Consider the following 20,321-nt stretch of genomic DNA (forward strand, 5'->3'; position numbering starts at 1 on the left):
TCCTCGTACTGGGTCGTACTTGGACGTTTCGCCGGTGCGTTCAGGCGGGATGCCCGGCGTCGCGCGCCCGGCGGGAATTGTGAGACACGGCCTAGCGCTCGGCCAGGTGCCGGGCGAGCCAGTCGGGGAAGTCGGTGAGGTCCGTCAGCACCACGTCCGCGCCGGCCTCGCGCAGTTCCCGCGCGCTGTACGGGCCGGTGGGCACGCACACCGCGATCGCGTCCGCGTGCCGGGCGCCCCGGATGTCGCCGAGGTGGTCGCCGACGTAGACGCTCGCGCCGTGCTCGCGCAGCGCATCGCCCTTGGTCTCCGCCCACAGGTCGCCGATGACGGTGTCCGCGGCCAGCGCGGCGTGCTCCAGGTGGAGGCGGGCGTTCGGCTCGTACTTGCCGGTGATCACCGCGACCCGGCCGCCGTGGGCGCGGACCGCCTCGACGGCGGCGTGCGCGCCGGGCAGCGGGACGGTCGGGGCGAAGGCGTGGTCGCGGTAGAGCACGCGGTAGCGGTCGGTCGCCCACCGCACCCGGTCCTCGGGGAACCAGTTGCGGATCTCGTCCACCAGCGGCGGGCCGAGCCGGGTGACCACCAGGTCCGCGTCGATGTACGTGCCGGTCTCGGCCGAGAGCGCCAGGTAGGTGGCGCGGATACCCGGCCGGGTGTCCAGCAGCGTCATGTCGAGGTCGAAGCCGACGGTGAGCGGAGCGGTACGGGTCGCTGGCATGCCGCCAGGCTACCCAACGGCGCGACGGAACCACGAGGCGATTTGCCCGGGCTTCGCAGGGGAACTTAGGTTTGCCTCAGTTGTCTGCGGAGAGGGCTCATGACCGACACCAGCGCGCCGCCCGGCGCGGCCCACGCGCCGTACCGCGCGACGCGGCGCCGAATACTGCGACTCGCCGCCGCGCTCACCGTCCTGGCCGCCGCGGTGCTGCTGAGCCTGGCCGTCGGCAGCCGGACCATCCCGTTCGGCGACACGCTGGACGCCCTGCTGCACGGCGGCGACACCGCCAACGCCGTGGTCGTCCGCGAGCTGCGGGTGCCTCGCACGGTCGTCGGCCTGTCCGTCGGCGCGGCGCTCGGCCTGGCCGGAGCCGTCATGCAGGGCCTGACCCGCAACCCGATCGCCGACCCCGGCATCCTCGGCGTCTCCCAGGGCGCGGCGGCCGGCGTGGTGGTCGCCATCTCCGGCTTCGGCGTCTCCACCCTCACCGGGTACGTCTGGTTCGGCTTCGCGGGCGCGGTGATCGCCACCGTCCTGGTGTACGGACTGGCCGGGCGCGGCCGGGGCGGGGCGACGCCGATCAAGCTCGCACTGGCCGGCTCGGCGACGTCCGCGTTCATCGCCTCGCTCAACACCCTGGTGCTGACCACGGACGCGGCCACCATGGACCAGTTCCGCTTCTGGCACGTCGGATCGCTCTCCGGACGGACCTCGGACGTGGCCTGGCAGCTGCTGCCGTTCCTGGCGGTCGGCACCGTGCTGGTGGTCGCGGTGGCGCGCGGACTGGACGCGCTGGCGCTCGGCGAGGACACCGCCAAGGGGCTGGGCGCCAGGACCGGCCTGGTCCGGGTGGTCGGCGCGCTCGGCGCGACCGTGCTGACCGGCTCGGCGGTCGCGGCGGCCGGCCCGATCGCCTTCATCGGCCTCGCCGTCCCGCACGCGGCCCGCGCGGTGGCGGGCGCCGACCACCGCTGGGTCCTCGCCTTCTCCGCCGTCCTCGGCCCGGCGCTGCTGCTGCTCGCCGACACCCTCGGCCGGGTCCTGTTCCCCCCGTCCGAGGTCCCGGCGGGCGTGATGACGGCCCTGGTCGGCGTCCCGGTGCTGGTGGCACTGGTCCGCCGCCGGAAGGTGGTGGCGACATGAGCGCCGCTTCCGCCCCGGGCACCCGTTCCGTCTCCCTGCGCGGCTACTCCGTCGTCCGGGCCGGGCGGGCGTCGTTCCTGCTGCACCGGCGCTCGGCGGCGGTCGCCGTCGGGCTGCTGGTGGCGCTGGCGGCGGCCGTGGTGGCCTCGCTCTGCCTCGGCGAGTCCACCGTCTCCCCGGGCGAGGTGGTCAAGGTGGTGCTCGGGCGGCCGAGCCCGCACGAACTGGTGGTCGGCGAGTTCCGGCTGCCCCGGGTGGTGGTCGGGCTGCTGGTCGGCACCGCGCTCGGGCTGGCCGGCGCGCTGATCCAGACCGTCGCCCGCAATCCGCTGGCCAGCCCCGACGTGGTGGGCGTGACCTGGGGCGCGACCACGACCGTGGTCGGCCTGACGGCGTACGGCGTGGTCGGCTCGACCGGACAGGCCCCGTACGCGGCGGTGGCCGGCGGCCTGCTGGCCGGGCTGCTGGTGTACGCCCTGGCCTGGCGGCGCGGCCTGCACGCGCAGCGCTTCGTGCTGATCGGCATCGGGATCAGCGTCGCGCTGTCCGCCCTGACGTCCGTCTTCCTCACCAAGGGCGACGGCTTCCAGGCCCAGGCCGCCAAGGTCTGGATGACCGGCAGCCTGAACGGCGCCGGCTTCGACCAGGCCGGCCGGCTCGCCTGGGTGCTGATCGCCGCCCTGCCGGTGGCGCTCTGGGCGGCCCGCGCCCAGCGGTCGATCTCCTTCGACGACGCCACCGCCGTCGGCCTCGGCCTGCGCCTGGACCGGATCCGCCTCGGCATGGCCCTGCTCGGCATCGTGCTGGCCTCGTGCGCGGCCGGGGCCGCCGGACCGGTGGACTTCGTCGCGCTGATGGCCCCGCAGATCGCGCTGCGGCTGGCCCGCTCGGCGCAGGTCCCGCTGTTCTGCTCGGCGCTGACCGGCGCGCTGGTGGTGGTCCTCGCCGACCTGATCGCCCGGCGGCTGCTGGCGCCGACCGAGCTGCCGGTCGGCGTGGTGACCGGCATGGTGGGCGCGCCGTACCTGATGTGGCTGCTGATCCGATCCCGCCGTGGAGGTTCCTGATGTCCGCCCCCCAGCCGTCCGGCCACCGGCCGCCCGCCCAGCGTCTGGAGGCCCGGGGCCTCACCCTGGCCTACGAGGCGCGCACGGTCGTCGAGGACCTGGACGTGGCGATCCCGGACGGGCGGGTGACGGTGATCGTCGGCCCGAACGCCTGCGGCAAGTCGACCCTGCTGCGGGCCCTCGGCCGGCTGCTGAAGCCGGTCCGGGGCTCGGTGCTGCTGGACGGCGAGGAGCTGGCGCGCGTCCCGACCAAGCGGATCGCCCAGCGGCTCGGCCTGCTGCCGCAGTCGCCGACCGCCCCGGAGGGGATCTCGGTGGCGGACCTGGTCGCGCGCGGCCGCCAGCCGCACCAGAGCTGGTGGCAGCAGTGGTCGCCGGAGGACGAGGTGGCGGTCGCGGAGGCGCTGGAGCGGACGTCCACCGCCGACCTGGCCGACCGGAGCATGGACGAGCTGTCCGGCGGCCAGCGCCAGCGCGCCTGGATCGCGATGGCGCTCGCCCAGGGCACCGACATCCTGCTGCTGGACGAGCCGACGACCTATCTGGACATCGCGCACCAGGTCGAGGTGCTGGACCTCGTCCGGCGGCTGAACGTCGAACGCGACCGGACCGTCGTCGCGGTGCTGCACGACCTCAACCAGGCCGCCCGGTACGCCGACCACCTGGTCGCGATGCGGGACGGCCGGGTGGTGGCGCAGGGCGCGCCCGAGGAGGTGGTGACGGCCGAGCTGGTGCGGGAGGTGTTCGGGCTGGACTCGGTGGTGGTGCCCGACCCGGTCACCGGCACGCCGCTGGTCGTACCCGGCGCCCCGTGGGCGGCCGCGGTGGAGGTCTGACCGCGCCCGGCCCCGACGGCATCCTCCCTTAACGGAACTTCACCCACCATTTCGGACATAATCGACGGCGCCCGGACCACCGCCCCGCCGCCAGAGGACCGCCGATGCCCCGGATCTCCCGCCGCACCCTCCTCGCCGGTCTCGGCGGCGCCGCGCTGGCGACGGCCACGGGCTGCACCGACCGGCGGCCGTCCGCGGTGGCCTCGGACGGCCGCGGGGTCTCCCCGTCCGCCACCCCGGTGCCGCCGGTGACGGTGAACGCCGCCACCGGCCCGGTGGTGGTGCCGGGCGCGCCGACGCGAGTGGTCGTGCTGGACACCGATGTGCTCGACTCCGCGCTGACCCTCGGCATCACCCCGGTCGGCGCCGCGCTGCCGGCCCGCGAGAACCGCTACCCCGAGTACTGGCCGGCCTCCCGGACGGCGGGAATCCGGCTGGTCGGCCCGGCCGGCTCGCCCGACCTGCCGACCGTCCGGGCCCTGCGGCCGGACCTGATCCTCTCCAACCAGGCCCGCGACGGCGACCACTACGAGCAACTGCGGGAGATCGCCCCGACCGTGCTCACCCAGACCACCGGCGCGCCGTGGAAGGCGAACGTCCAGCTGCACGCCCAGGCGCTGAGCCGGGAGGCGGCCGCGGCGGCCTTCGCCGGCGCGTACCAGAAGCACGCCGGCCAGGTGGCGCAGGCGCTGGCGGCGGCGAAGCTGTCGGGGCGCAAGGTGAGCCTGGTGCGGTTCGTGGAGGGCGGCGGCATCCGGGTGTTCGGCCGGCAGAGCTTCCCCGGAACGGTGCTCACCGACGCCCAGGTGGGCCGGCCGGACGCGCAGAACGTCGACCAGTCGGACTTCGAGGTCCCGCCCGACCAGCTCGCCAAGGCGGACGGCGACCTGCTGCTGTACGCGACGTACGGCGACCCGGACCTGTCGGGCGCCAACGCCGCGCTGGCGAGCCCCGCCTGGCAGGCCCTGGGGGCGGTCAGGGGGCACCGGGCGTTCCCGGTGGACGACCAGCTGTGGTTCCAGGGGATCGGCTACACCGGGGCCAACTACCTGCTGGACGAACTGCAGCGCTTCCTCGGGGCCTGAGTCCCCTCCGGCGCGCCACCGCGCGCCGGTCCGGGGGGACGTCGATCTCGGCGGTGCCCCGGTGCCGGCCGCCGGGATCGCCCGGATGCTGGTCCTGGAACTGCTGCCGCACGGCTGGGACGTGGCCCGGGCGACCGGCGGGCGGATCGAGGTCGACGAGGAACTCGCCCTGCCGGCCGGGGAGATCGCGGCGGAGAACGCCGAACTGTACCGGCAGTACGCGGGCTTCGCCGAGCCGGTGGCGCTGCCGGAGGACGCCTCGGCCTGGGAGCGGGCGCCGGCCTCCTCGGGGCGCGATCCGCGGTGGAGGGGCTGACGCTCGAACGCGCGGGCCGTACGGCGGTCAGTCGAAGCGGAGCGCCGTCCCGAGCCTGTTCCGCAACAGCCGTACGGCCGGGGAGCGCTGGTCACGGCGGGCGACGAGGCCGAGGCGGGCGCGGGTGACGGCGTCGGCGAGCGGGACGGCCCGCAGACCGGCGCCCTCGGCCGAGGAGGCGCTGAGGACGGCGACCCCGGCACCGCGCTCGGCGAGGCGCAGCAGGGCCGCCGGGGAGCTGGCCTCGATGTCCACCCGCGGATCCAGGCCGAGCCGGTGGCAGGAGTCCGCGTAGGCCGCGCGGATGCCGGTCCCCGGGGAGAGGCAGAGGATCTTCTCCCCCCGGAGGTCGGCGAGGCGCAGCCCGGCCCGGTCGAGCGGGTGTCCGGCGGGGACGACGGCGGCGATCGGCTCGTCGACGACGACGGCGGCGTCCAGCCCCGGGGACGCCTCGCCCGCGTAGCCGACCAGGGCCAGGTCGAGGGAGCCGGAGAGGACCTGCGCCTGGAGGTCCTCGGAGGGCCCCTCGTGCAGGCTGAGCTCGATGCCCGGGTGGCTGCGGCCGAGGTCGGCCACGGTGTCCAGGAAGGGCGGGATCGAGCAGCCCGTGATCATGCCCAGCCGGACCCTCCCGCGCACGGCGTCGGCGAACTCGGCGGCGGTGTGCCGGATGGCGTCCAGGGTGGCCAGGGCGCTCTTGGCGAGCGGGAGGACGGCCTCGCCCGCGGGGGTGAGGCGGACCTGGCGGCCGGAGCGGTCGAGGAGCTGCTGGCCCAGCTCGTGCTCCAGCTTGGCGACCTGGGTGCTGACGCCGGACTGGCTCACGTGCAGCCGGGCGGCCGCGGCGGTGAAGGTGCCCTCGTCGACCACGGCGGCGAAGTAGCGCAGCTGGTGCATCTCCATGACCGCTGACGATAGGCGACCGGCGCTCCGGCCACCCGGTCGATCGCCCCCGCCCCGTCGAGGGGCGGGCCGCGACCGCGCGGACGGTCACGGCCCGGTGGGTGTCACCGACGGCCCTCGGGGCCCCGGATGTCCTTGCCGTACGGCTGTCCCGCCTTCCCGTCGGGGAGGTCGGCCTCGATGCGCTCCTTGCGCACCCGGCCGGTGACGGTCTGCTGCTCGACGCGTTCCTCGGTCACCAGCCGCACCCGTTCGACCGGGACGGCCTCGGTGCGCACGACGGGCCGCTCCGCGTGCAGGGTGACCTCGTACTCGGCCTCCGAGATCGCCTCGCCGGAGATCGCGGTGCCCCGGTCGGCCTGGGTGATGGGTTCGCGCTCGACGTGGACCTCCTCGTGCCGCACCGGCACGGTCTGCCGTTCCTCCTCGGTGACGACGTACTTGCGCAGCTTCGCGTGGCCGGTCTCGTACCGCTCGACGCCGACGCTCATCCGCTCCTCGGACCGGGTCATCACGCCGCCGTCCTGCTCCCGGCGCCGGCCGGTCCGCCCGGTGGCGGAGACGGCGGCGCCCTGAGCGGCGGCGCCCTGAGCGGTGGCGGAGCGGGTGGTGGCGGAGCGGGCGGTGGCGGTGGGGCTCTGGGCGGTGCGGCCGGTGGCGGTGGCGGAGCCGGTCAGGCCCGCGGCGGCACCGGCGCCGCTCGCGTGGGCCCAGCCGCCCTCACCGGGCTGGTTGGCGTTCTTCCAGGCTTCGTCCCAGGCGATGCCGTAGTGCTGGTACAGCCGACGCTCCTCGGTTTCGGAGAGGTGTCCGCTGCTGTCCACGTTCACCAGCGGCGCGTCCTTGACCTTCTCCTTCGGGTACGGCACCTCCAGGTGGTCCCCGACGACCCGGGCGTCGCGGATCGGCACGAAGGACTCACTCGCGCCGAACCACCCGGTCTTGACGCTGACCCACTCGGGCTTGCCGGTGACGTCGTCGAGGAACATGTGGTCCGCGGTACCGATCTTGTTGCCCTGTGCGTCATGGACGGGGTGGCGCAGCATGGAACGGGCCTGCTGTTCAGTGATCACGATTCACGCCTCCTTCACCTTCCAGCGTTGAGCGCCTTGCCGGACCGGGCAACCCGAAACCACTTCACCTGACATTCACTCAGAGTGATGACCACGGCGGGCCGATCACTCACCGCACAATCAATCATCGACAGAGATAGTGACCATCGGATTCATCTGTTAGACGGATGGTTCGGGCGGGCCGGAGGATGGGGGCATGACGACGACGAACACCGCGCGTGAGCTTGCCGAGGCCTACTTCTCCGCCTGGGAGGCGGGCGAGTTCGACACCCTCCGGGACCTGCTGGCCGAGGACGTCGACTTCGTCGGGGCGCTGGGAACGGCCTCCGGCGTGGCGGAGGCACTGGCCGGGCTGAAGGGGCTCGGACAGGTCCTGGAGAAGATCGACGTGAAGGCCCGGCTGGCCGAGGGCGACGAGGTGATCACCTGGTTCGACCTGTGCACCGACGTCGCCCCGCCGGCCCCGACGGCGAACTGGATGCACGTGGAGAACGGGAAGATCACCCGTATCCGGGTGACCTTCGATCCGCGCGGACTGCTGGCCGGGTTCGAGAAGCGGGGCTGAGGCGGGGCGGGACGAGGGGCTGAGGCGGGGCGGTCGGCCTCAGCCGCCGGAGCGGATCGGCTCGCCCGTCCGGTGCAGGTGGGTGAAGACCTCCCGGTAGGAGGCGAACAGGCCCGTCTCGCAGTACGGGACGCCCTTCTCCGCGCAGAACTCCCGGGTGATCCGGGCGGCCCGGGCGAGCGCCGGGGTCGGCATGCTGGGGAAGAGGTGGTGCTCCACCTGGTAGTTGAGGCCGCCCATCGCGGAGTCGACGACCAGCCCGCCGCGGACGTTGCGCGAGGTGAGCACCTGGCGGCGCAGGAAGTCGAGCTCCATCTCGGGCGTCACCATCAGCATGCCCTTGTGGTTCGGGGCGAAGACGCAGCCCAGGTAGACGCCGAGCAGCGCCTGGTGCACGGCGAGGAAGGCGACCGCCTTGCCCGCGGGGAGAGCGGTGAAGACCAGGCCGAAGTAGGCCGCGAAGTGGACCACCAGCAGGACGCCCTCCAGCACCGGACGCTTCATCACCGGGCTGCGCAGCGCCTTGAAGCTGTTGAAGCTGAGGTTGAGGCCCTCCAGCAGGAGCAGCGGGACGAACAGGAACGCCTGCCGGCGGCCGATGAACCGGGCGACTCCGCTCGCCTTCCGGGCCTGCCGCTTGGACCACACCAGGAGTTCGGGGGCGACGTCCGGGTCCCGCTCCTCGTGGTTCGGGTTGGCGTGGTGGCGGGTGTGCTTGTTCATCCACCAGCCGTAGCTCATGCCCATCAGCAGGTTGGCGGTGATCCGGCCGCCGAACTCGCTCGGCGACTTCCGGTCGAAGACCTGGCGGTGCGCCAGATCGTGGGTGAGGAGTCCGAGTTGGGCGAACACCAGGGACATCGCGGCGGCCAGGCCGAGCTGCCACCAGGTGTCCCCCAGTGCGAACAGGGCGTACCAGCCGCCGAAGAAGGCGGCGAGCACCAGGCCCGCGCGGACGGCGTAGTAGCCGGGGCGCCGGTCGAGCAGGCCCTCGGCGGTGATCCGACGGGTCAACTGGGCGAAGTCGCTGCCGCCGCTCCCCGACCGGGGGCCGGCGGCTCGGGGCAGTTCGGACGTCATCACGGGATGCGCGGGCATGCCTCCGAGTCTGCTGCCACGGGCCGCCCCGCAGAACGGGGAAAACTCCACTCCCACAGGGGTGTTAACCCCCCTATCGCGAGTGGTGACAACTGGCTGGCCAAGGGGGCGTCAGCTCCTGTCCGGCCGGACGAACGGACCGGCCGGAGGGCCGCCGCGTCGGCTACGCCGGTCCGCCGAGGGCGGCCCGGACCAGCCGGGTGACCGCCGGAGTCGCGGCCGTCAGGTCGCCCTCGTCACCCTTCGCCCCCACCTCCGTCGCCAGCGCGTCGTAGGTCTCGAAGGCGGTGAGGACGAAGAGCAGGCCCGCCGCGTCCGGCGGGGCGGCCGGGAGACGGCCGGTCAGGACCGCCGCCCCCTCCCGGCGGCGGGCATCGCGGTCGGCGATCACCCGGCCCACCTCCTCGTCGAGCGCGGCGAGGGCCCGCAGCCGGCGGGTGCAGACCCGGTCGACCGCCCAGAAGCCGCCCATCACCTCGACGAAGCGGTCCACCGCGGCCCACGGGTCGGCGAGGGTGAAGGCCTCGGCGAGCCGGGCCATGCCGCCCTGCGCGGCGAGGGCGTCGCAGACCGCCTCCAGCAGGCCCGCCTTGGAGCCGAACTGGTAGTAGACGGTCGCCCGCGCGACGTCCGCGCGACGGGCGACCGCGTCCAGCGAGGCCCCGCCGGTCTCGGCCAGGTGCGCGCGGGCGGCCGCGACGATCCGGGCACGGGTCTCGTCGACCTCCGCCTGCCGCTGTCCCATCCGGTAGGACCGGGGGCTCATCCCGCTCGCCTCCACCCACTCGTTCCGTGTGAACTGGCAGTATCGCCGATCGGCCCACCCGGACCGGGTCACGGCGGAACGGGGCGCGCGGCGGGACGGAGCAGGGCGCGCGGCGGCGGGGCTCGGCGCGCGGCGGGGCCCACCCGCTCAGAGGATGACCCGCCCGCCGCTGACGTCCAGGGTCTGCCCGGTGATCCAGGAGGACGCGTCGGAGGCCAGGAAGAGCGTGGCCGAGGCGATGTCCACCGGCTCGCCGAGCCGCCCCAGCGGGTGCGCGGCGGCGACCGCGGCCCGCACCTCCGGCGGCATCCGCGCGTCGGTCCGCTCGGTGCGGACGGCACCCGGCGCGATCGCGTTGACCCGGACGCCCTCACCCGCGACCTCCAGGGCGAGGTGCCGGGTGAACATCAGCACGCCCGCCTTGGCCGTGGCGTACGCGGCGGAGGCGCCGCCGGCCAGCCGGCCGGCCGTGGAGGCCATGGTGACGATCGAACCGCTGCCGCGGGCCAGCAGTCCGGGCAGGAAGGCCCGGACGGTGAGGAAGGTGGCGGTGAGGTTGCCGTCCAGGACGGCCCGCCAGTGCTCCTCGGTCTCGCGGGCGGTCGGCACCGGGTAGCCGTCACCGCCGGCGAAGGCCGCCAGGACGTCGACCGGGCCGAGGTCCCGTTCGATCCGGGCGGCGGCGGAGCCGAGCGCCGCCGCGTCCGTGCAGTCGGCGACCAGGCCGAGCGCCCGGGCGCCCCGCTCCCGCAGTTCCCCGGCCACCGCCGTCAGCGCCGCCTCGTCGCGGCCGAGGACGGCGACGGCCGCGCCCTGCCGGGCGAAGGCACGGGCGGTCTCCGCGCCGATGCCGCGGCTGCCGCCGGTGATCACGGCCACCCGGCCGTCCAGGTCGGGGTACCGGGCCTGCTGGACTCCCATGTCCCATCACTCCTTCGCGCTCGCTCTCGCGGTGTGCTGTGGTTCACTTGATTTCATTCATACAGTCCGTATGAATGAATGACAAGCGCCGCCCGTGCACCGCCCGAGCGCTGCCCGCGCCCCCGGGCGGCCGGGCATCCCCGAGGAGGAACCGATGAGGATCGCAGTCGTGGGCGCCGCCGGCCGCACCGGCCACCTGGTGACCGCCCTCGCCCTGGCCGCCGGACACACCGTCACCGCCGTCGTCCGCGACCCCGCCCGGCTGCCGGCCTTCCCGTACGGCACCCCGCTCACCGCGCGGGCCGACGTCACGGAACCCGGCTCCCTGCACGACCCGCTGAGCGGCCAGGACGCCGTGGTCGCCGCCCTCGGCACCACCGGCCGCCGGGCCACCACCGTCTTCTCCGACGGCGCCCGCGAACTGACCGCCGCCGCCCGGACCGGCGGCGCCCGGCACCTGCTGATGATGAGCTCGGCCGGCCTGGACACCAGCCGGCTCCCCTACGCCCAGCGGCTGGTGACCAGGCTGGTCGTCGACCGGCTGTACCGGGAGATCCACCACGACCTGGCCCGGATGGAGGCGGTGCTCACCGGGTCCGACACCGCCTGGACGGTCGTCCGGGTGCCGATGCTCAAGGACGGCCCGCCCTCCGCCGGCCCCCAGGTCTCGTACGACCGGCCGCTCCCCCGGGCCGGCACCGCCACCCGCGCCACCGTCGCCCGCTGGATCGTCGACCACCTCGACGACCCGGCGACCTTCCGCCGCCTCGTCCACCTCGCCGACGACTGACTGACTGACGGCCGGCCGGGCCGGGCCGGGCCGGGCCGGGCTGCCCATCCGATTACCAGAAATTGACCGCCAATTGACGGCGACTTTGCCGACAAGTCCAGCCATCCCGGGCGTTTTCACCCCGATATCGAGTGACAGTTCGATAGTGGTCGGAAAAGATGCCTCCGCGCAACCCCCGGATCCGCATGACACTCCGTCGCGGTCCGGTCCCATCGAGAGGCATCCACTCATGAACGTCGGAAGGCTCGCCGCACTGGCGGGCACTTCGGCCGTGCTCGCCGCCGTCGTCCTGCCCGCGCCCTTCGCGGCCGCGGCGGGCGAGCCCGGTGACCGGCTCCACGTCGACAACACCGTCGCCTGCTCGGACACCGGGCCCGCCACCGCGGCCCAGCCGCTCTGCACGATCTCCGCGGCCGCGAAGATCGTGCTGCCGGGCCAGACGGTGGTGGTCAGCCAGACCGGCACCTACCAGGAGGCGGTGCTGATCAACCGGTCCGGTACTCCCGAGAAGCCGATCACCTTCACCACCGGCACCACCCGCGACGCCCGCACCCAGGGCTTCGGGAGCACCGTGACGGGTGTCGCGGCCGACCCGGCGTTCACCGTCAAGGGCGCCTCGGACGTCGTCATCCACGGCTTCGCCGTCAACACCGGCGGCACCGGTCCGAAGGTCGTCGTCACGGACTCCGCCCGGGTCACCGTCGACCACCTGCGGATGGTCCTGTCCACCGGGAGCCAGCCGGGAATCCGCGTCACCGGCAAGGGCACCCAGGTGACCGTGAGCCGCAACTACATCAGGGGGGCGGGCGTCGCCTCCGTCCAGGTCGACGGCGGCGTCTACGACACCGTGGTGTCCACCAACCACATCGCCGACTCCGGCCCCGACGGAATCCTCCTGAGCGACTCCACGACCGCGCAGGTGACCTCCAACTCCGTCCTCGGCGCCTGCGGCACCGGCATCCGCCTGACCGGCACCTCCAGCGGCTCGGCCATCCGCAACAACGTCGTCACCGGCGGCACTTCGTGCACCGATCCGACGCTCCGCCCCGCCATCCAGGTCGACCCGGCGGCCGTACCGGGCAGCAACCTGGACTACAACCTCACCAACCCGGCCACCGGCCACCTGCCGTACAGCTGGAACGGCCACGGCTACGCCGACCCGGCCGGGCTGACCACCGCCACCCGCCAGGGCACCCACGACCTGCTGGGCGACCCGCGCATCCAGGGCGCCGACGGGCCCGGCCAGGGCTCCCCCGCCGTCGACTCGGGCGACGGCGACCCGCGCGGCGGCCTCCCGACCGACTACTTCGGCAACGCCCCGGCCGACGACCCGGGCGTCGCCGACACCGGTACGGGCAGCGGCATCCGCGACCGCGGCGCGTTCGAACGCCAGGGCGTCGCCAAGCAGTTGGTCGAGATCACCGGCGAGCAGGGCCCGTACCCGAGGCCGGTGACCGCCCAGGTCACCCTCACCCAGAACTGGCCGGCCGCCCTCACCTACAGCTTCGACTTCGGCGACGGCTCCACCCCGACGGTCACCGGCCTGCCGACGGCCGACCACACCTACACCCGGGCCGGGACGTTCCGGACCGCGGTGACGGTGACCACCCCGGAGGGGGTCGGCTACCCCGCCGTCGCGCAGAAGCCGCTCACGGTCACCGAACCCGGCGCCGCCAAGGCCGCGTTCACGGCGAAGCGGTGCGACGAAGCGACGTTCGACTGCGGCGCGCTGGCCTACGACTTCGACACCTCCGCCTCCACCACCTCCTGGCCCTTCGCCAACGGCCGACTCGACTACGGCGACGGCACCGACACGAACCTCTTCGGCCTGCCGAAGTCCGTCCGGCACACCTTCCCCCGCCCGGGCGACTACACGGTGACCCTCACCTTCACCAACCGCGGAGGCGAGAAGGCCACCACGTCCCAGCGGGTGTCCGTGACCACCAGGCCCGTCGGCTTCGACGGCTACGGCGCCCAGCGCGCGCTGGACACCCGGGAGTCGGGCACCAAGCTGGCCCCCGGGCAGAAGCTCACCCTCAACCTCACCAACAGCAACTCCTGGCCGATCAGCTGGGACGCCACCGCGGTCGTCCTCAACGTCACCGCGGTCAACGCCGAAGGGCCGGGCTTCCTGACCCTCGGCCCGAACGACCGCCCCCGGCCTGACAGTTCCAGCCTCAACTACGTCCCGGGAACGGCCGTCCCCAACCTGGTCACCGTCCCGATCGGCAACGACTTCAGGCTCGCCGTCTGGAACTCCTACGGCGCTCCGGTGGACCTCGTCATCGACATCCAGGGCGAGTACACCCCGCGCGCCACGGACCTGTACGCGCCGCTCCAGCCGAAGCGCGTCATGGACTCCCGCAGCGGCATCGGCGTCCCGGCCGGCAAGATCAGCTCCGTCTGCACCGCCGCCTCGACGCGCCCGGTGACCAAGCTCAAGGTCCGCGGCGTCAACGGAGTCCCGAACGACGCCACCGATGTCGTCCTCAACGTCACCGTCACCGAGCCCGACATGGACGGCAACCTGATGGTGAACGACACCGCCGCGGTGAACACCTCGAACCTCAACTTCAAGGCCGGGCAGACCACCTCCAACCAGGTCATCACCAGGATCGCGGACGACGGCACCATCGCGTTCTGCAACAACGCGGGCGCCCTCCACATCGTCGCCGACGTCTTCGGCTACTACGGCCCCAACGGCCAGCACCTGTTCGTCGCCACCGACCCGACCCGGCTGCTCGACAGCCGGGTCAGCCCCGGCAAGCTCGCGCCGTACAGCCGGGCCACCGTCCGCGGGCTGCCGGCCGGTGCGAGCGGCGCCGTCCTCAACGTCACCGCCACCGAGCCCACCGCCGACGGCTTCCTCGCCGTCTACCCGGGCGGCACCGACCGGCCGGACGTCTCCACCGTGAACTTCGCGGCCGGCCAGACCGTCGCCACCCACGCCACCGTCCCGGTCGGCGGCGACGGCACCATCAGCCTCTACAACCACAACGGCGGCACCCACGCCGTCGTGGACAGCTCCGGCTACTTCGTCCACAAGTAGCCCCGGGCCACCGGCCCCGACCCGAACGGCACCGGGCCGGCCCTCGTGGAGGGGCCGGCCCGGTGCCGTTTCAGCCCTGCTGCGACGCCCGGCGGCGCATGGTGAGCAGCAGCAGGGCCACCGCCGACAGCACGGCGGCCAGCCGCAGCACGTTCGGGGCCGCCGACCAGCTGATCTGCCCCAGCGGGGAACCCGACTGGAGCCCGCCGCCCTGGCCGCCTGCCTGCTTCGCCTGCCGCATGGAGTAGAGGGTGGTCGCGCTCATCGTGACCAGCGGGATGCCCAGGATCACGAACTTGCGCATCAGGTCGGAGATCCGGCGCGACAGGTAGCCGAGGCCCCAGCCCGCCAGCATGGCCGGGAAGAAGCCGGTGACCGCGCCACCGACCAGCAGGCCGCAGGAGAGCAGGATCAGCGGGGACGGCTTGCGGGCCGGCGCACCGCCCTTCTCCCCGCCCTTGCCCTTGCCGCTGTCCTTGCCCTTGCCCTTGCCGCCCGCCTTCCCGGCGGGGGCCTGCGGCGGCGCGGCGGGAGCCGCAGGCGGCCGCTTGAACCAGCCCCGGCGCGGTTTCTTCACCGGTTCCACCGGTACCGGCTCCGGCGCCGGCGCGGCCTCCTCGGCGGTGCGCTGCTCGGGGATCGGCTTCGGCGCGGGCCGCGGCCCGTCCGAGAAGTCGAAGAGCGTCATGGTCCACGGGCCGGTGCTCTGCACCGTCGGCGGCGGGATCGCGTCCGCCCGGTCCTCGACGACGGCCAGGTCCGGCAGGTCCAGCGACACCGCCGGGATGCCGGCGGTGCTCAGCGCCGGCGGGTCGTACACGCTGTCCGGGTCGAAGACCGACTCCACGACGGGCGGAACAGCGGGCGGAACACTGGGCGGAACGACGGGCGGGGCTTCAGGAGCCGAAGGGACCTCCGGGGCGCCGCCGGCCGCGCGCTCCCCCGAGCCGTCGACCGAGCGCTCGCTCCACGGCCCGCTCTTGCGCCACCACTCGCCGTCCGTCATCACCGACCACCCCCGCCTCGCCCGTACCCGGCCGCCCACCGAGCCGCCCTCGGCGTGACGCTACCCACCCCGCCCCCGCCCACGCGAGTCCGCCGACGGGCGCGTCGGTACGGCGGTGAGGCATCGGCCGGAGGACACCTCGCCGTCCCTGCGCCCGACTAACCTAGGTCGAATGACCACACAGCAGGGCCCTCAACGCCGGGGCAGGTCCGCCACCGGCCCGCGCACCCTCGCCGAGGAGCTGCGCGCCCGTCCCGACGACGCGATCGCCGCCCTGCTCCGCGCCCGCCCCGACCTGCTGAACCCCGTCCCCGGCGACCTCACCCAGCTGTCCGCCCGGCTGTCCTCCCGCGCCTCCGCGCTGCGCGCCCTGGAGCGGCTCGACCGGTTCACCCTCCAGGTCGCCGAGGCGCTCGCCGCCGCCCCGGACGGCACCTCGCAGGCCACCGTCCGCACCCTGCTGACCGGCCCGGCGAAGGTCAAGCCGCACCCCGGCGCCACCCCGCTCACCCCGGCCGACCGGTCCGCCGTCGCCACCGCCCTGCCCCGCGCCCTCGCCACCCTGCGCGACCGGGCGCTGCTCTGGGGCCCCGACAACGGCCTGCGGCTGGTCCTCGCCGTGCGCGAGGCACTCGCCCCGACCGCCAACAACCCCGGCCGCACCGGCCTCGGCCCCACCCTCTCCGACGCCACCGCCGGCATGTCCCCGGCCCGGCTCCAGCAGCTGCTCGCCTCGGCCGGACAGCCCGCCACCCCGGACCCGGTCAGCGCCGTCGCCGCGCTCACCGGGCTGCTCACCGACCGCGCCCGCTGCGCCGCGCTGCTCGCCACCGCGCCCGAGGCCGCGCTGCGGCTGCTGGAACGGCTGGTCTGGGGCCCGCCCACCGGCACCGTCCCGGACGCCACCCGCCCGGTCACCGCCGAGGACGCCCAGAGCCCGGTCGAGTGGCTGCTCGCCCGCGGCCTGCTGCTGCCCAGCAGCCCCGGCAGCGTCGTCCTGCCCCGCGAACTCGCCCTGCACCTGCGCGGCGGCCGCACCCACCGCACCGTCGAGCCGGTCCAGCCCGAGCCGGCGCCCGCCGCCGCCCCGCGCGACCCCGAGGTCGTGGACCGCGCCGCGGCCGGCCAGGCACACACCGCGGTCAAGACCGTCGAGGAACTACTGGACGCCTGGGGCCTCACCCCGCCGCTGACCCTGCGCGCCGGCGGCCTCGGCGTGCGCGACCTCAAGCGCACCGCCCAGGCCCTGGAGGCCACCGAGCAGCAGACCGCCTTCTGGCTCGAACTCGCCCACACCGCCGGGCTGCTGGCCCCCGACGGCGAGGTGGACGAGCGCTGGGCCCCCACCCCGGGGTACGACACCTGGCTGCACCTGGACACCGCCGAACGCTGGTCCGTCCTCGCCGCCGCCTGGCTGGCCGCCACCCGCGTCCCCGCCCTCGCCGGCACCCCGGACGGACGGGGCAAGCCGCGCGCCGCCCTCGGCCCCGAACTCGACCGCACCCTCGCCCCGTCCGTCCGCCGCGCCGCCCTCGCGCTGCTCGCCGAACTCCCGCCCGGCACCCCGGCCACCGCCGAGGAACTGCTCCCCACCCTGCGCTGGCAGCGGCCGCTGCGCGGCGGCCCCACCGGCCCGGACGGCCGCGAACTGCGCGACGACCTCACCGCCTGGACCCTCGACGAGGCCGAACTCCTCGGCATCACCGGCCGCGGCGCCCTGGCCGCCCCCGCCAGGGCCCTGCTCACCGCCGAGTCCGACCCGGCCGAGGTGCTCGCCCCGCTGCTCCCGCGACCGCTGGACCACGTGATCCTCCAGCCGGACCTCACCGCGATCGCCCCCGGCCCGCTGCTCACCCCGCTCGCCCAGGCACTCGCCCTGTGCGCCGACATCGAGTCCAAGGGCGGCGCCACGGTCTACCGCTTCACCCCCGCCTCGGTGCGCCGCGCCCTCGACGCCGGCCGCACCGCCGCCGACCTGCGCGCCTTCCTCGAACAGCACAGCCGCACGCCCGTCCCGCAGCCGCTCGGCTACCTGATCGACGACGTCGCCCGCCGGCACGGCGTCCTGCGGGTCGGCGCCGCCTCCTCCTACCTGCGCTGCGACGACCCGTCACTGCTGGGCGAGGTGCTCGCCGACCGCCGCTCCGCCGACCTGCGGCTGCGGCTGCTCGCCCCCACCGTCCTCGCCTCCCAGGCGGCCCCGGACGTCCTGCTCGCCACGCTGCGCACCATGGGCTACGCCCCGGCCGCCGAGTCCGCCGAGGGCGACGTGCTGATCACCCGGCCGGACAGCCACCGCACCCCGCCCCGCGCCGCGCCCGTCCCCGTCCCCGACGGCCCGCCCGCGCCCGACGACACCCTGCTCGCCGCCGCCATCAAGGCCATCCGGGCCGGCGACCGGGCCGCCACCGCGAGCCGCCGCGAACCCACCCCGGACCCGCGCCACCTCCCCCGCACCGCCGCCGCCGAGACCCTGGCCGCCCTCCAGACGGCCGTCCTGCTCGGCGAGCGCATGTGGATCGGCTACCTCAACGCCGAGGGCATCGCCAGCCAGCGCATCATCGACCCGGTCAAGGTCGAAGGCGGATTCGTCACCGCCTTCGACCACCATGCCGACGAGCTCCGCACCTTCGCCCTGCACCGCATCACCGGCGTCGCGGAGCTCGACGAGTGAGGCCCTGAGGGCCTCAGTGCCCCTGCTGCGCCTCCTTCATCTTGTCCTGGACGACCTTGTCCGCCACGCTGCCGAGCTGCGACTGCCCGATCGGCATCGAGCCCCCGGTCGCGGTCTCCGCGATCAGGAACCCCGGCGCCGCGAGCAGCCCGCCGGGCCCCTCGCCGATACCCGCGAGGGCGTGGGCCGAACCGGCCGAGGAGGCGGTGGCCGCGAAGGCCGAGCCCATCAGGGCGAGGGCGGTGAGAACACGCTTCGACTTCTTCATGGCCAGCTCAACGAGCACGCCCCCGCCCCGGTCACTCCGGACGGCTCCCGAGCACCACCCGCGATGCGCGACACTGGAGGGTCTGCGTCAATCCACCCTGTCAGCCAGTGGAGGGCTTCCCCGCGTGAACGACGGACCGCTCATCGTCCAGAGCGACAAAACTCTTCTCCTGGAGATCGACCACCCCAAGGCCGCCGACTGCCGCCGCGTCATCGCGCCGTTCGCCGAGCTGGAGCGGGCCCCCGAGCACGTCCACACCTACCGGGTCACACCGCTCGGGCTGTGGAACGCGCGGGCGGCCGGGCACGACGCCGAGCAGGTGGTGGACGCCCTGGTGACGTACTCGCGCTACCCGGTGCCGCACGCGCTGCTGGTGGACGTGGCCGACACCATGGGCCGCTACGGGCGCCTCCAGCTGGTCAAGCACCCGACCCACGGGCTGGTGCTCACCACCACCGACCGGCCGGTGCTGGAGGAGGTGCTGCGCTCCAAGAAGATCGTGCCGCTGGTCGGCGCCCGGGTCGATCCGGACACCGTGGTGGTGCACCCCTCCGAGCGCGGGCAGATCAAGCAGGTGCTGCTCAAGCTCGGCTGGCCCGCCGAGGACTTCGCCGGGTACGTGGACGGCGAGGCACACCCGATCGACCTGGCCGAGGACGGCTGGAAGCTGCGCCCCTACCAGGCCCAGGCCGTCGAGGGCTTCTGGCACGGCGGCTCGGGCGTGGTCGTGCTGCCCTGCGGCGCCGGCAAGACCCTGGTCGGCGCCGCCGCGATGGCGCACGCCAAGTCGACCACGCTGATCCTGGTCACCAACACCGTCTCGGCCCGCCAGTGGAAGCACGAGCTGGTCAAGCGCACCTCGCTCACCGAGGACGAGATCGGCGAGTACAGCGGCACCAAGAAGGAGATCCGCCCGGTCACCATCGCCACCTACCAGGTGATGACCACCAAGCGGAAGGGCGTCTACGCCCACCTGGAGCTGTTCGACGCCCGCAACTGGGGCCTGGTGGTCTACGACGAGGTGCACCTGCTGCCCGCGCCGGTCTTCAAGTTCACCGCCGACCTCCAGGCCCGCCGCCGGCTCGGCCTGACCGCGACGCTGGTGCGCGAGGACGGCCGCGAGGGCGACGTGTTCAGCCTGATCGGCCCCAAGCGCTTCGACGCGCCGTGGAAGGAGATCGAGGCCCAGGGCTACATCGCGCCGGCCGACTGCTGCGAGGTGCGGGTCACCCTGACCGACTCCGAGCGGCTCACCTACGCGACCGCCGAGCCGGAGGAGCGCTACCGCTTCTGCGCCACCACGGCGACCAAGCGGCGGGTGGTGGAGGCGCTGGTGAAGAAGCACGAGAAGGACCAGACGCTGATCATCGGCCAGTACATCGACCAGCTGGACGAGCTCGGTGAGGCCCTGGACGCCCCGGTGATCAAGGGCGAGACCAGCAACGCCCAGCGCGAGAAGCTCTTCGACGCCTTCCGGAACAAGGAGATCAGCGTCCTGGTGGTCTCCAAGGTCGCGAACTTCTCGATCGACCTGCCCGAGGCCACGGTGGCCATCCAGGTCTCCGGGACCTTCGGCTCCCGCCAGGAGGAGGCCCAGCGCCTCGGCCGGGTGCTGCGCCCGAAGGCGGACGGCCACGCGGCGCACTTCTACTCGGTGGTCGCCCGGGACACCGTGGACCAGGACTTCGCCGCCCACCGGCAGCGCTTCCTGGCCGAGCAGGGCTACGCGTACCGGATCATCGACGCCGACGACGTGCTGTAGGAGTCAGTACCGGACACCGTCAGTACCGGACACCGTCGCGCCCGAGGAAGATCACGCGCGCGGCGGTGTCCAGGGCGATGCCGACGTTGCGGACGGCGGTGGTCAGCGGGTTGCGGTGGCGCCCGGAGGCGGCGGTGGCGCCGGACGGGCCGGATCGGGGGGTTCGGTTCGGGGTGCTCATGTCTTCAACGGTAGGCACCCGGACGGCCGCGGGCATCACTCCGAAGGGCGTATCCCCGGGTGCGCGGTTCCTCCTCCCGGTGTACGGAGGACCCCGG

19 protein-coding genes are annotated in these 20,321 nt (G+C 74.3%); 10 read left to right on the top strand and 9 right to left on the bottom strand.

Going from position 1 to position 20,321, the window contains the following annotated elements; genetic code table 11:
- Nucleotides 1-91 precede the first annotated feature (91 nt).
- Complete coding sequence (locus ACFRMQ_RS14370; RefSeq protein WP_380730646.1) at nt 92-721, bottom strand: HAD family hydrolase; 630 nt, start codon at nt 719-721, stop codon at nt 92-94.
- A gap of 99 nt (nt 722-820) precedes the next feature.
- Between ACFRMQ_RS14370 and ACFRMQ_RS14375 the strand changes: the two genes are divergently transcribed.
- The 5 genes from ACFRMQ_RS14375 to ACFRMQ_RS14395 all read left to right on the top strand — a co-directional run bounded on the left by ACFRMQ_RS14375 (nt 821) and on the right by ACFRMQ_RS14395 (nt 5,168).
- Nucleotides 821-1,864: a FecCD family ABC transporter permease gene (locus ACFRMQ_RS14375; RefSeq protein ID WP_380730648.1), complete on the top strand. Its 1,044-nt coding sequence runs from the start codon at nt 821-823 to the stop codon at nt 1,862-1,864.
- Nucleotides 1,861-2,931: a FecCD family ABC transporter permease gene (locus tag ACFRMQ_RS14380; RefSeq protein WP_380730650.1), complete on the top strand. Its 1,071-nt coding sequence runs from the start codon at nt 1,861-1,863 to the stop codon at nt 2,929-2,931. The genes ACFRMQ_RS14375 and ACFRMQ_RS14380 overlap by 4 nt, the downstream gene beginning before the upstream one ends.
- Nucleotides 2,931-3,767 carry an ABC transporter ATP-binding protein gene (locus ACFRMQ_RS14385; RefSeq protein ID WP_380730652.1) on the top strand — a complete coding sequence of 279 codons (837 nt, stop codon included), beginning with the start codon at nt 2,931-2,933 and terminating at the stop codon, nt 3,765-3,767. Before ACFRMQ_RS14380 ends, ACFRMQ_RS14385 begins: the two co-directional genes overlap by 1 nt.
- Before the next feature lie 104 nt (nt 3,768-3,871).
- Nucleotides 3,872-4,852, top strand: a complete 981-nt coding sequence (locus ACFRMQ_RS14390; RefSeq protein WP_380730654.1) for an ABC transporter substrate-binding protein — start codon at nt 3,872-3,874, stop codon at nt 4,850-4,852.
- Nucleotides 4,853-4,913: 61 nt separating this feature from the next.
- Entirely contained in the window at nt 4,914-5,168 is a 255-nt protein-coding gene (locus tag ACFRMQ_RS14395) for a hypothetical protein (RefSeq protein WP_380730656.1), read from the top strand.
- 27 nt (nt 5,169-5,195) lie between these two features.
- Here the strand turns inward: ACFRMQ_RS14395 and ACFRMQ_RS14400 are convergent, their stop codons facing one another.
- Nucleotides 5,196-6,071: a LysR family transcriptional regulator gene (locus ACFRMQ_RS14400; protein WP_380730658.1), complete on the bottom strand. Its 876-nt coding sequence runs from the start codon at nt 6,069-6,071 to the stop codon at nt 5,196-5,198.
- Between the two features lie 104 nt (nt 6,072-6,175).
- Entirely contained in the window at nt 6,176-7,144 is a 969-nt protein-coding gene (locus ACFRMQ_RS14405) for a PRC and DUF2382 domain-containing protein (protein WP_380730660.1), read from the bottom strand.
- A 196-nt stretch (nt 7,145-7,340) separates the two neighbouring features.
- On the opposite strand from ACFRMQ_RS14405, the gene ACFRMQ_RS14410 reads away from it, so the two are divergent.
- Nucleotides 7,341-7,709 (top strand): nuclear transport factor 2 family protein, encoded by a 369-nt coding sequence (locus tag ACFRMQ_RS14410; RefSeq protein WP_380730662.1) that lies wholly within the window; start codon nt 7,341-7,343, stop codon nt 7,707-7,709.
- Nucleotides 7,710-7,748: 39 nt separating this feature from the next.
- On the opposite strand, the gene ACFRMQ_RS14415 is transcribed toward ACFRMQ_RS14410, so the two are convergent.
- The 3 genes from ACFRMQ_RS14415 to ACFRMQ_RS14425 all read right to left on the bottom strand — a co-directional run bounded on the left by ACFRMQ_RS14415 (nt 7,749) and on the right by ACFRMQ_RS14425 (nt 10,494).
- The gene (locus ACFRMQ_RS14415) at nt 7,749-8,807 is read right to left on the bottom strand and encodes a fatty acid desaturase family protein (protein WP_380730664.1); all 1,059 of its coding nucleotides are present in this window, start codon (nt 8,805-8,807) and stop codon (nt 7,749-7,751) included.
- Between the two features lie 163 nt (nt 8,808-8,970).
- Nucleotides 8,971-9,573, bottom strand: a complete 603-nt coding sequence (locus ACFRMQ_RS14420; protein ID WP_380730666.1) for a TetR/AcrR family transcriptional regulator — start codon at nt 9,571-9,573, stop codon at nt 8,971-8,973.
- 147 nt (nt 9,574-9,720) lie between these two features.
- On the bottom strand, nt 9,721-10,494 hold the full coding sequence (locus tag ACFRMQ_RS14425) for an SDR family NAD(P)-dependent oxidoreductase (RefSeq protein ID WP_380730668.1): 774 nt from the start codon (nt 10,492-10,494) through the stop codon (nt 9,721-9,723).
- A 154-nt stretch (nt 10,495-10,648) separates the two neighbouring features.
- Between ACFRMQ_RS14425 and ACFRMQ_RS14430 the strand changes: the two genes are divergently transcribed.
- Together ACFRMQ_RS14430 and ACFRMQ_RS14435 are read left to right on the top strand one after the other, a co-directional pair.
- Nucleotides 10,649-11,284: an NAD(P)-dependent oxidoreductase gene (locus tag ACFRMQ_RS14430; protein ID WP_380730670.1), complete on the top strand. Its 636-nt coding sequence runs from the start codon at nt 10,649-10,651 to the stop codon at nt 11,282-11,284.
- Between the two features lie 229 nt (nt 11,285-11,513).
- A complete protein-coding gene (locus ACFRMQ_RS14435; protein WP_380730672.1) occupies nt 11,514-14,333 on the top strand; it encodes a PKD domain-containing protein in 2,820 nt (939 codons plus the stop codon).
- A 70-nt stretch (nt 14,334-14,403) separates the two neighbouring features.
- On the opposite strand, the gene ACFRMQ_RS14440 is transcribed toward ACFRMQ_RS14435, so the two are convergent.
- On the bottom strand, nt 14,404-15,339 hold the full coding sequence (locus tag ACFRMQ_RS14440) for a hypothetical protein (protein ID WP_380730674.1): 936 nt from the start codon (nt 15,337-15,339) through the stop codon (nt 14,404-14,406).
- Between the two features lie 172 nt (nt 15,340-15,511).
- Here ACFRMQ_RS14440 and ACFRMQ_RS14445 point away from each other — a divergent pair, with 172 nt between their 5' ends.
- On the top strand, nt 15,512-18,013 hold the full coding sequence (locus ACFRMQ_RS14445) for a helicase-associated domain-containing protein (RefSeq protein WP_380730676.1): 2,502 nt from the start codon (nt 15,512-15,514) through the stop codon (nt 18,011-18,013).
- 13 nt (nt 18,014-18,026) lie between these two features.
- On the opposite strand, the gene ACFRMQ_RS14450 is transcribed toward ACFRMQ_RS14445, so the two are convergent.
- Nucleotides 18,027-18,281: a hypothetical protein gene (locus tag ACFRMQ_RS14450; RefSeq protein WP_380730678.1), complete on the bottom strand. Its 255-nt coding sequence runs from the start codon at nt 18,279-18,281 to the stop codon at nt 18,027-18,029.
- Between the two features lie 124 nt (nt 18,282-18,405).
- On the opposite strand from ACFRMQ_RS14450, the gene ACFRMQ_RS14455 reads away from it, so the two are divergent.
- A complete protein-coding gene (locus tag ACFRMQ_RS14455) occupies nt 18,406-20,043 on the top strand; it encodes a DNA repair helicase XPB (RefSeq protein WP_380730680.1) in 1,638 nt (545 codons plus the stop codon).
- A 19-nt stretch (nt 20,044-20,062) separates the two neighbouring features.
- On the opposite strand, the gene ACFRMQ_RS14460 is transcribed toward ACFRMQ_RS14455, so the two are convergent.
- The gene (locus ACFRMQ_RS14460; protein WP_380730682.1) at nt 20,063-20,224 is read right to left on the bottom strand and encodes a hypothetical protein; all 162 of its coding nucleotides are present in this window, start codon (nt 20,222-20,224) and stop codon (nt 20,063-20,065) included.
- Nucleotides 20,225-20,321 lie beyond the last annotated feature (97 nt).

This window comes from Kitasatospora sp. NPDC056783 (assembly GCF_042789895.1).
GTDB lineage: Bacteria > Actinomycetota > Actinomycetes > Streptomycetales > Streptomycetaceae > Kitasatospora.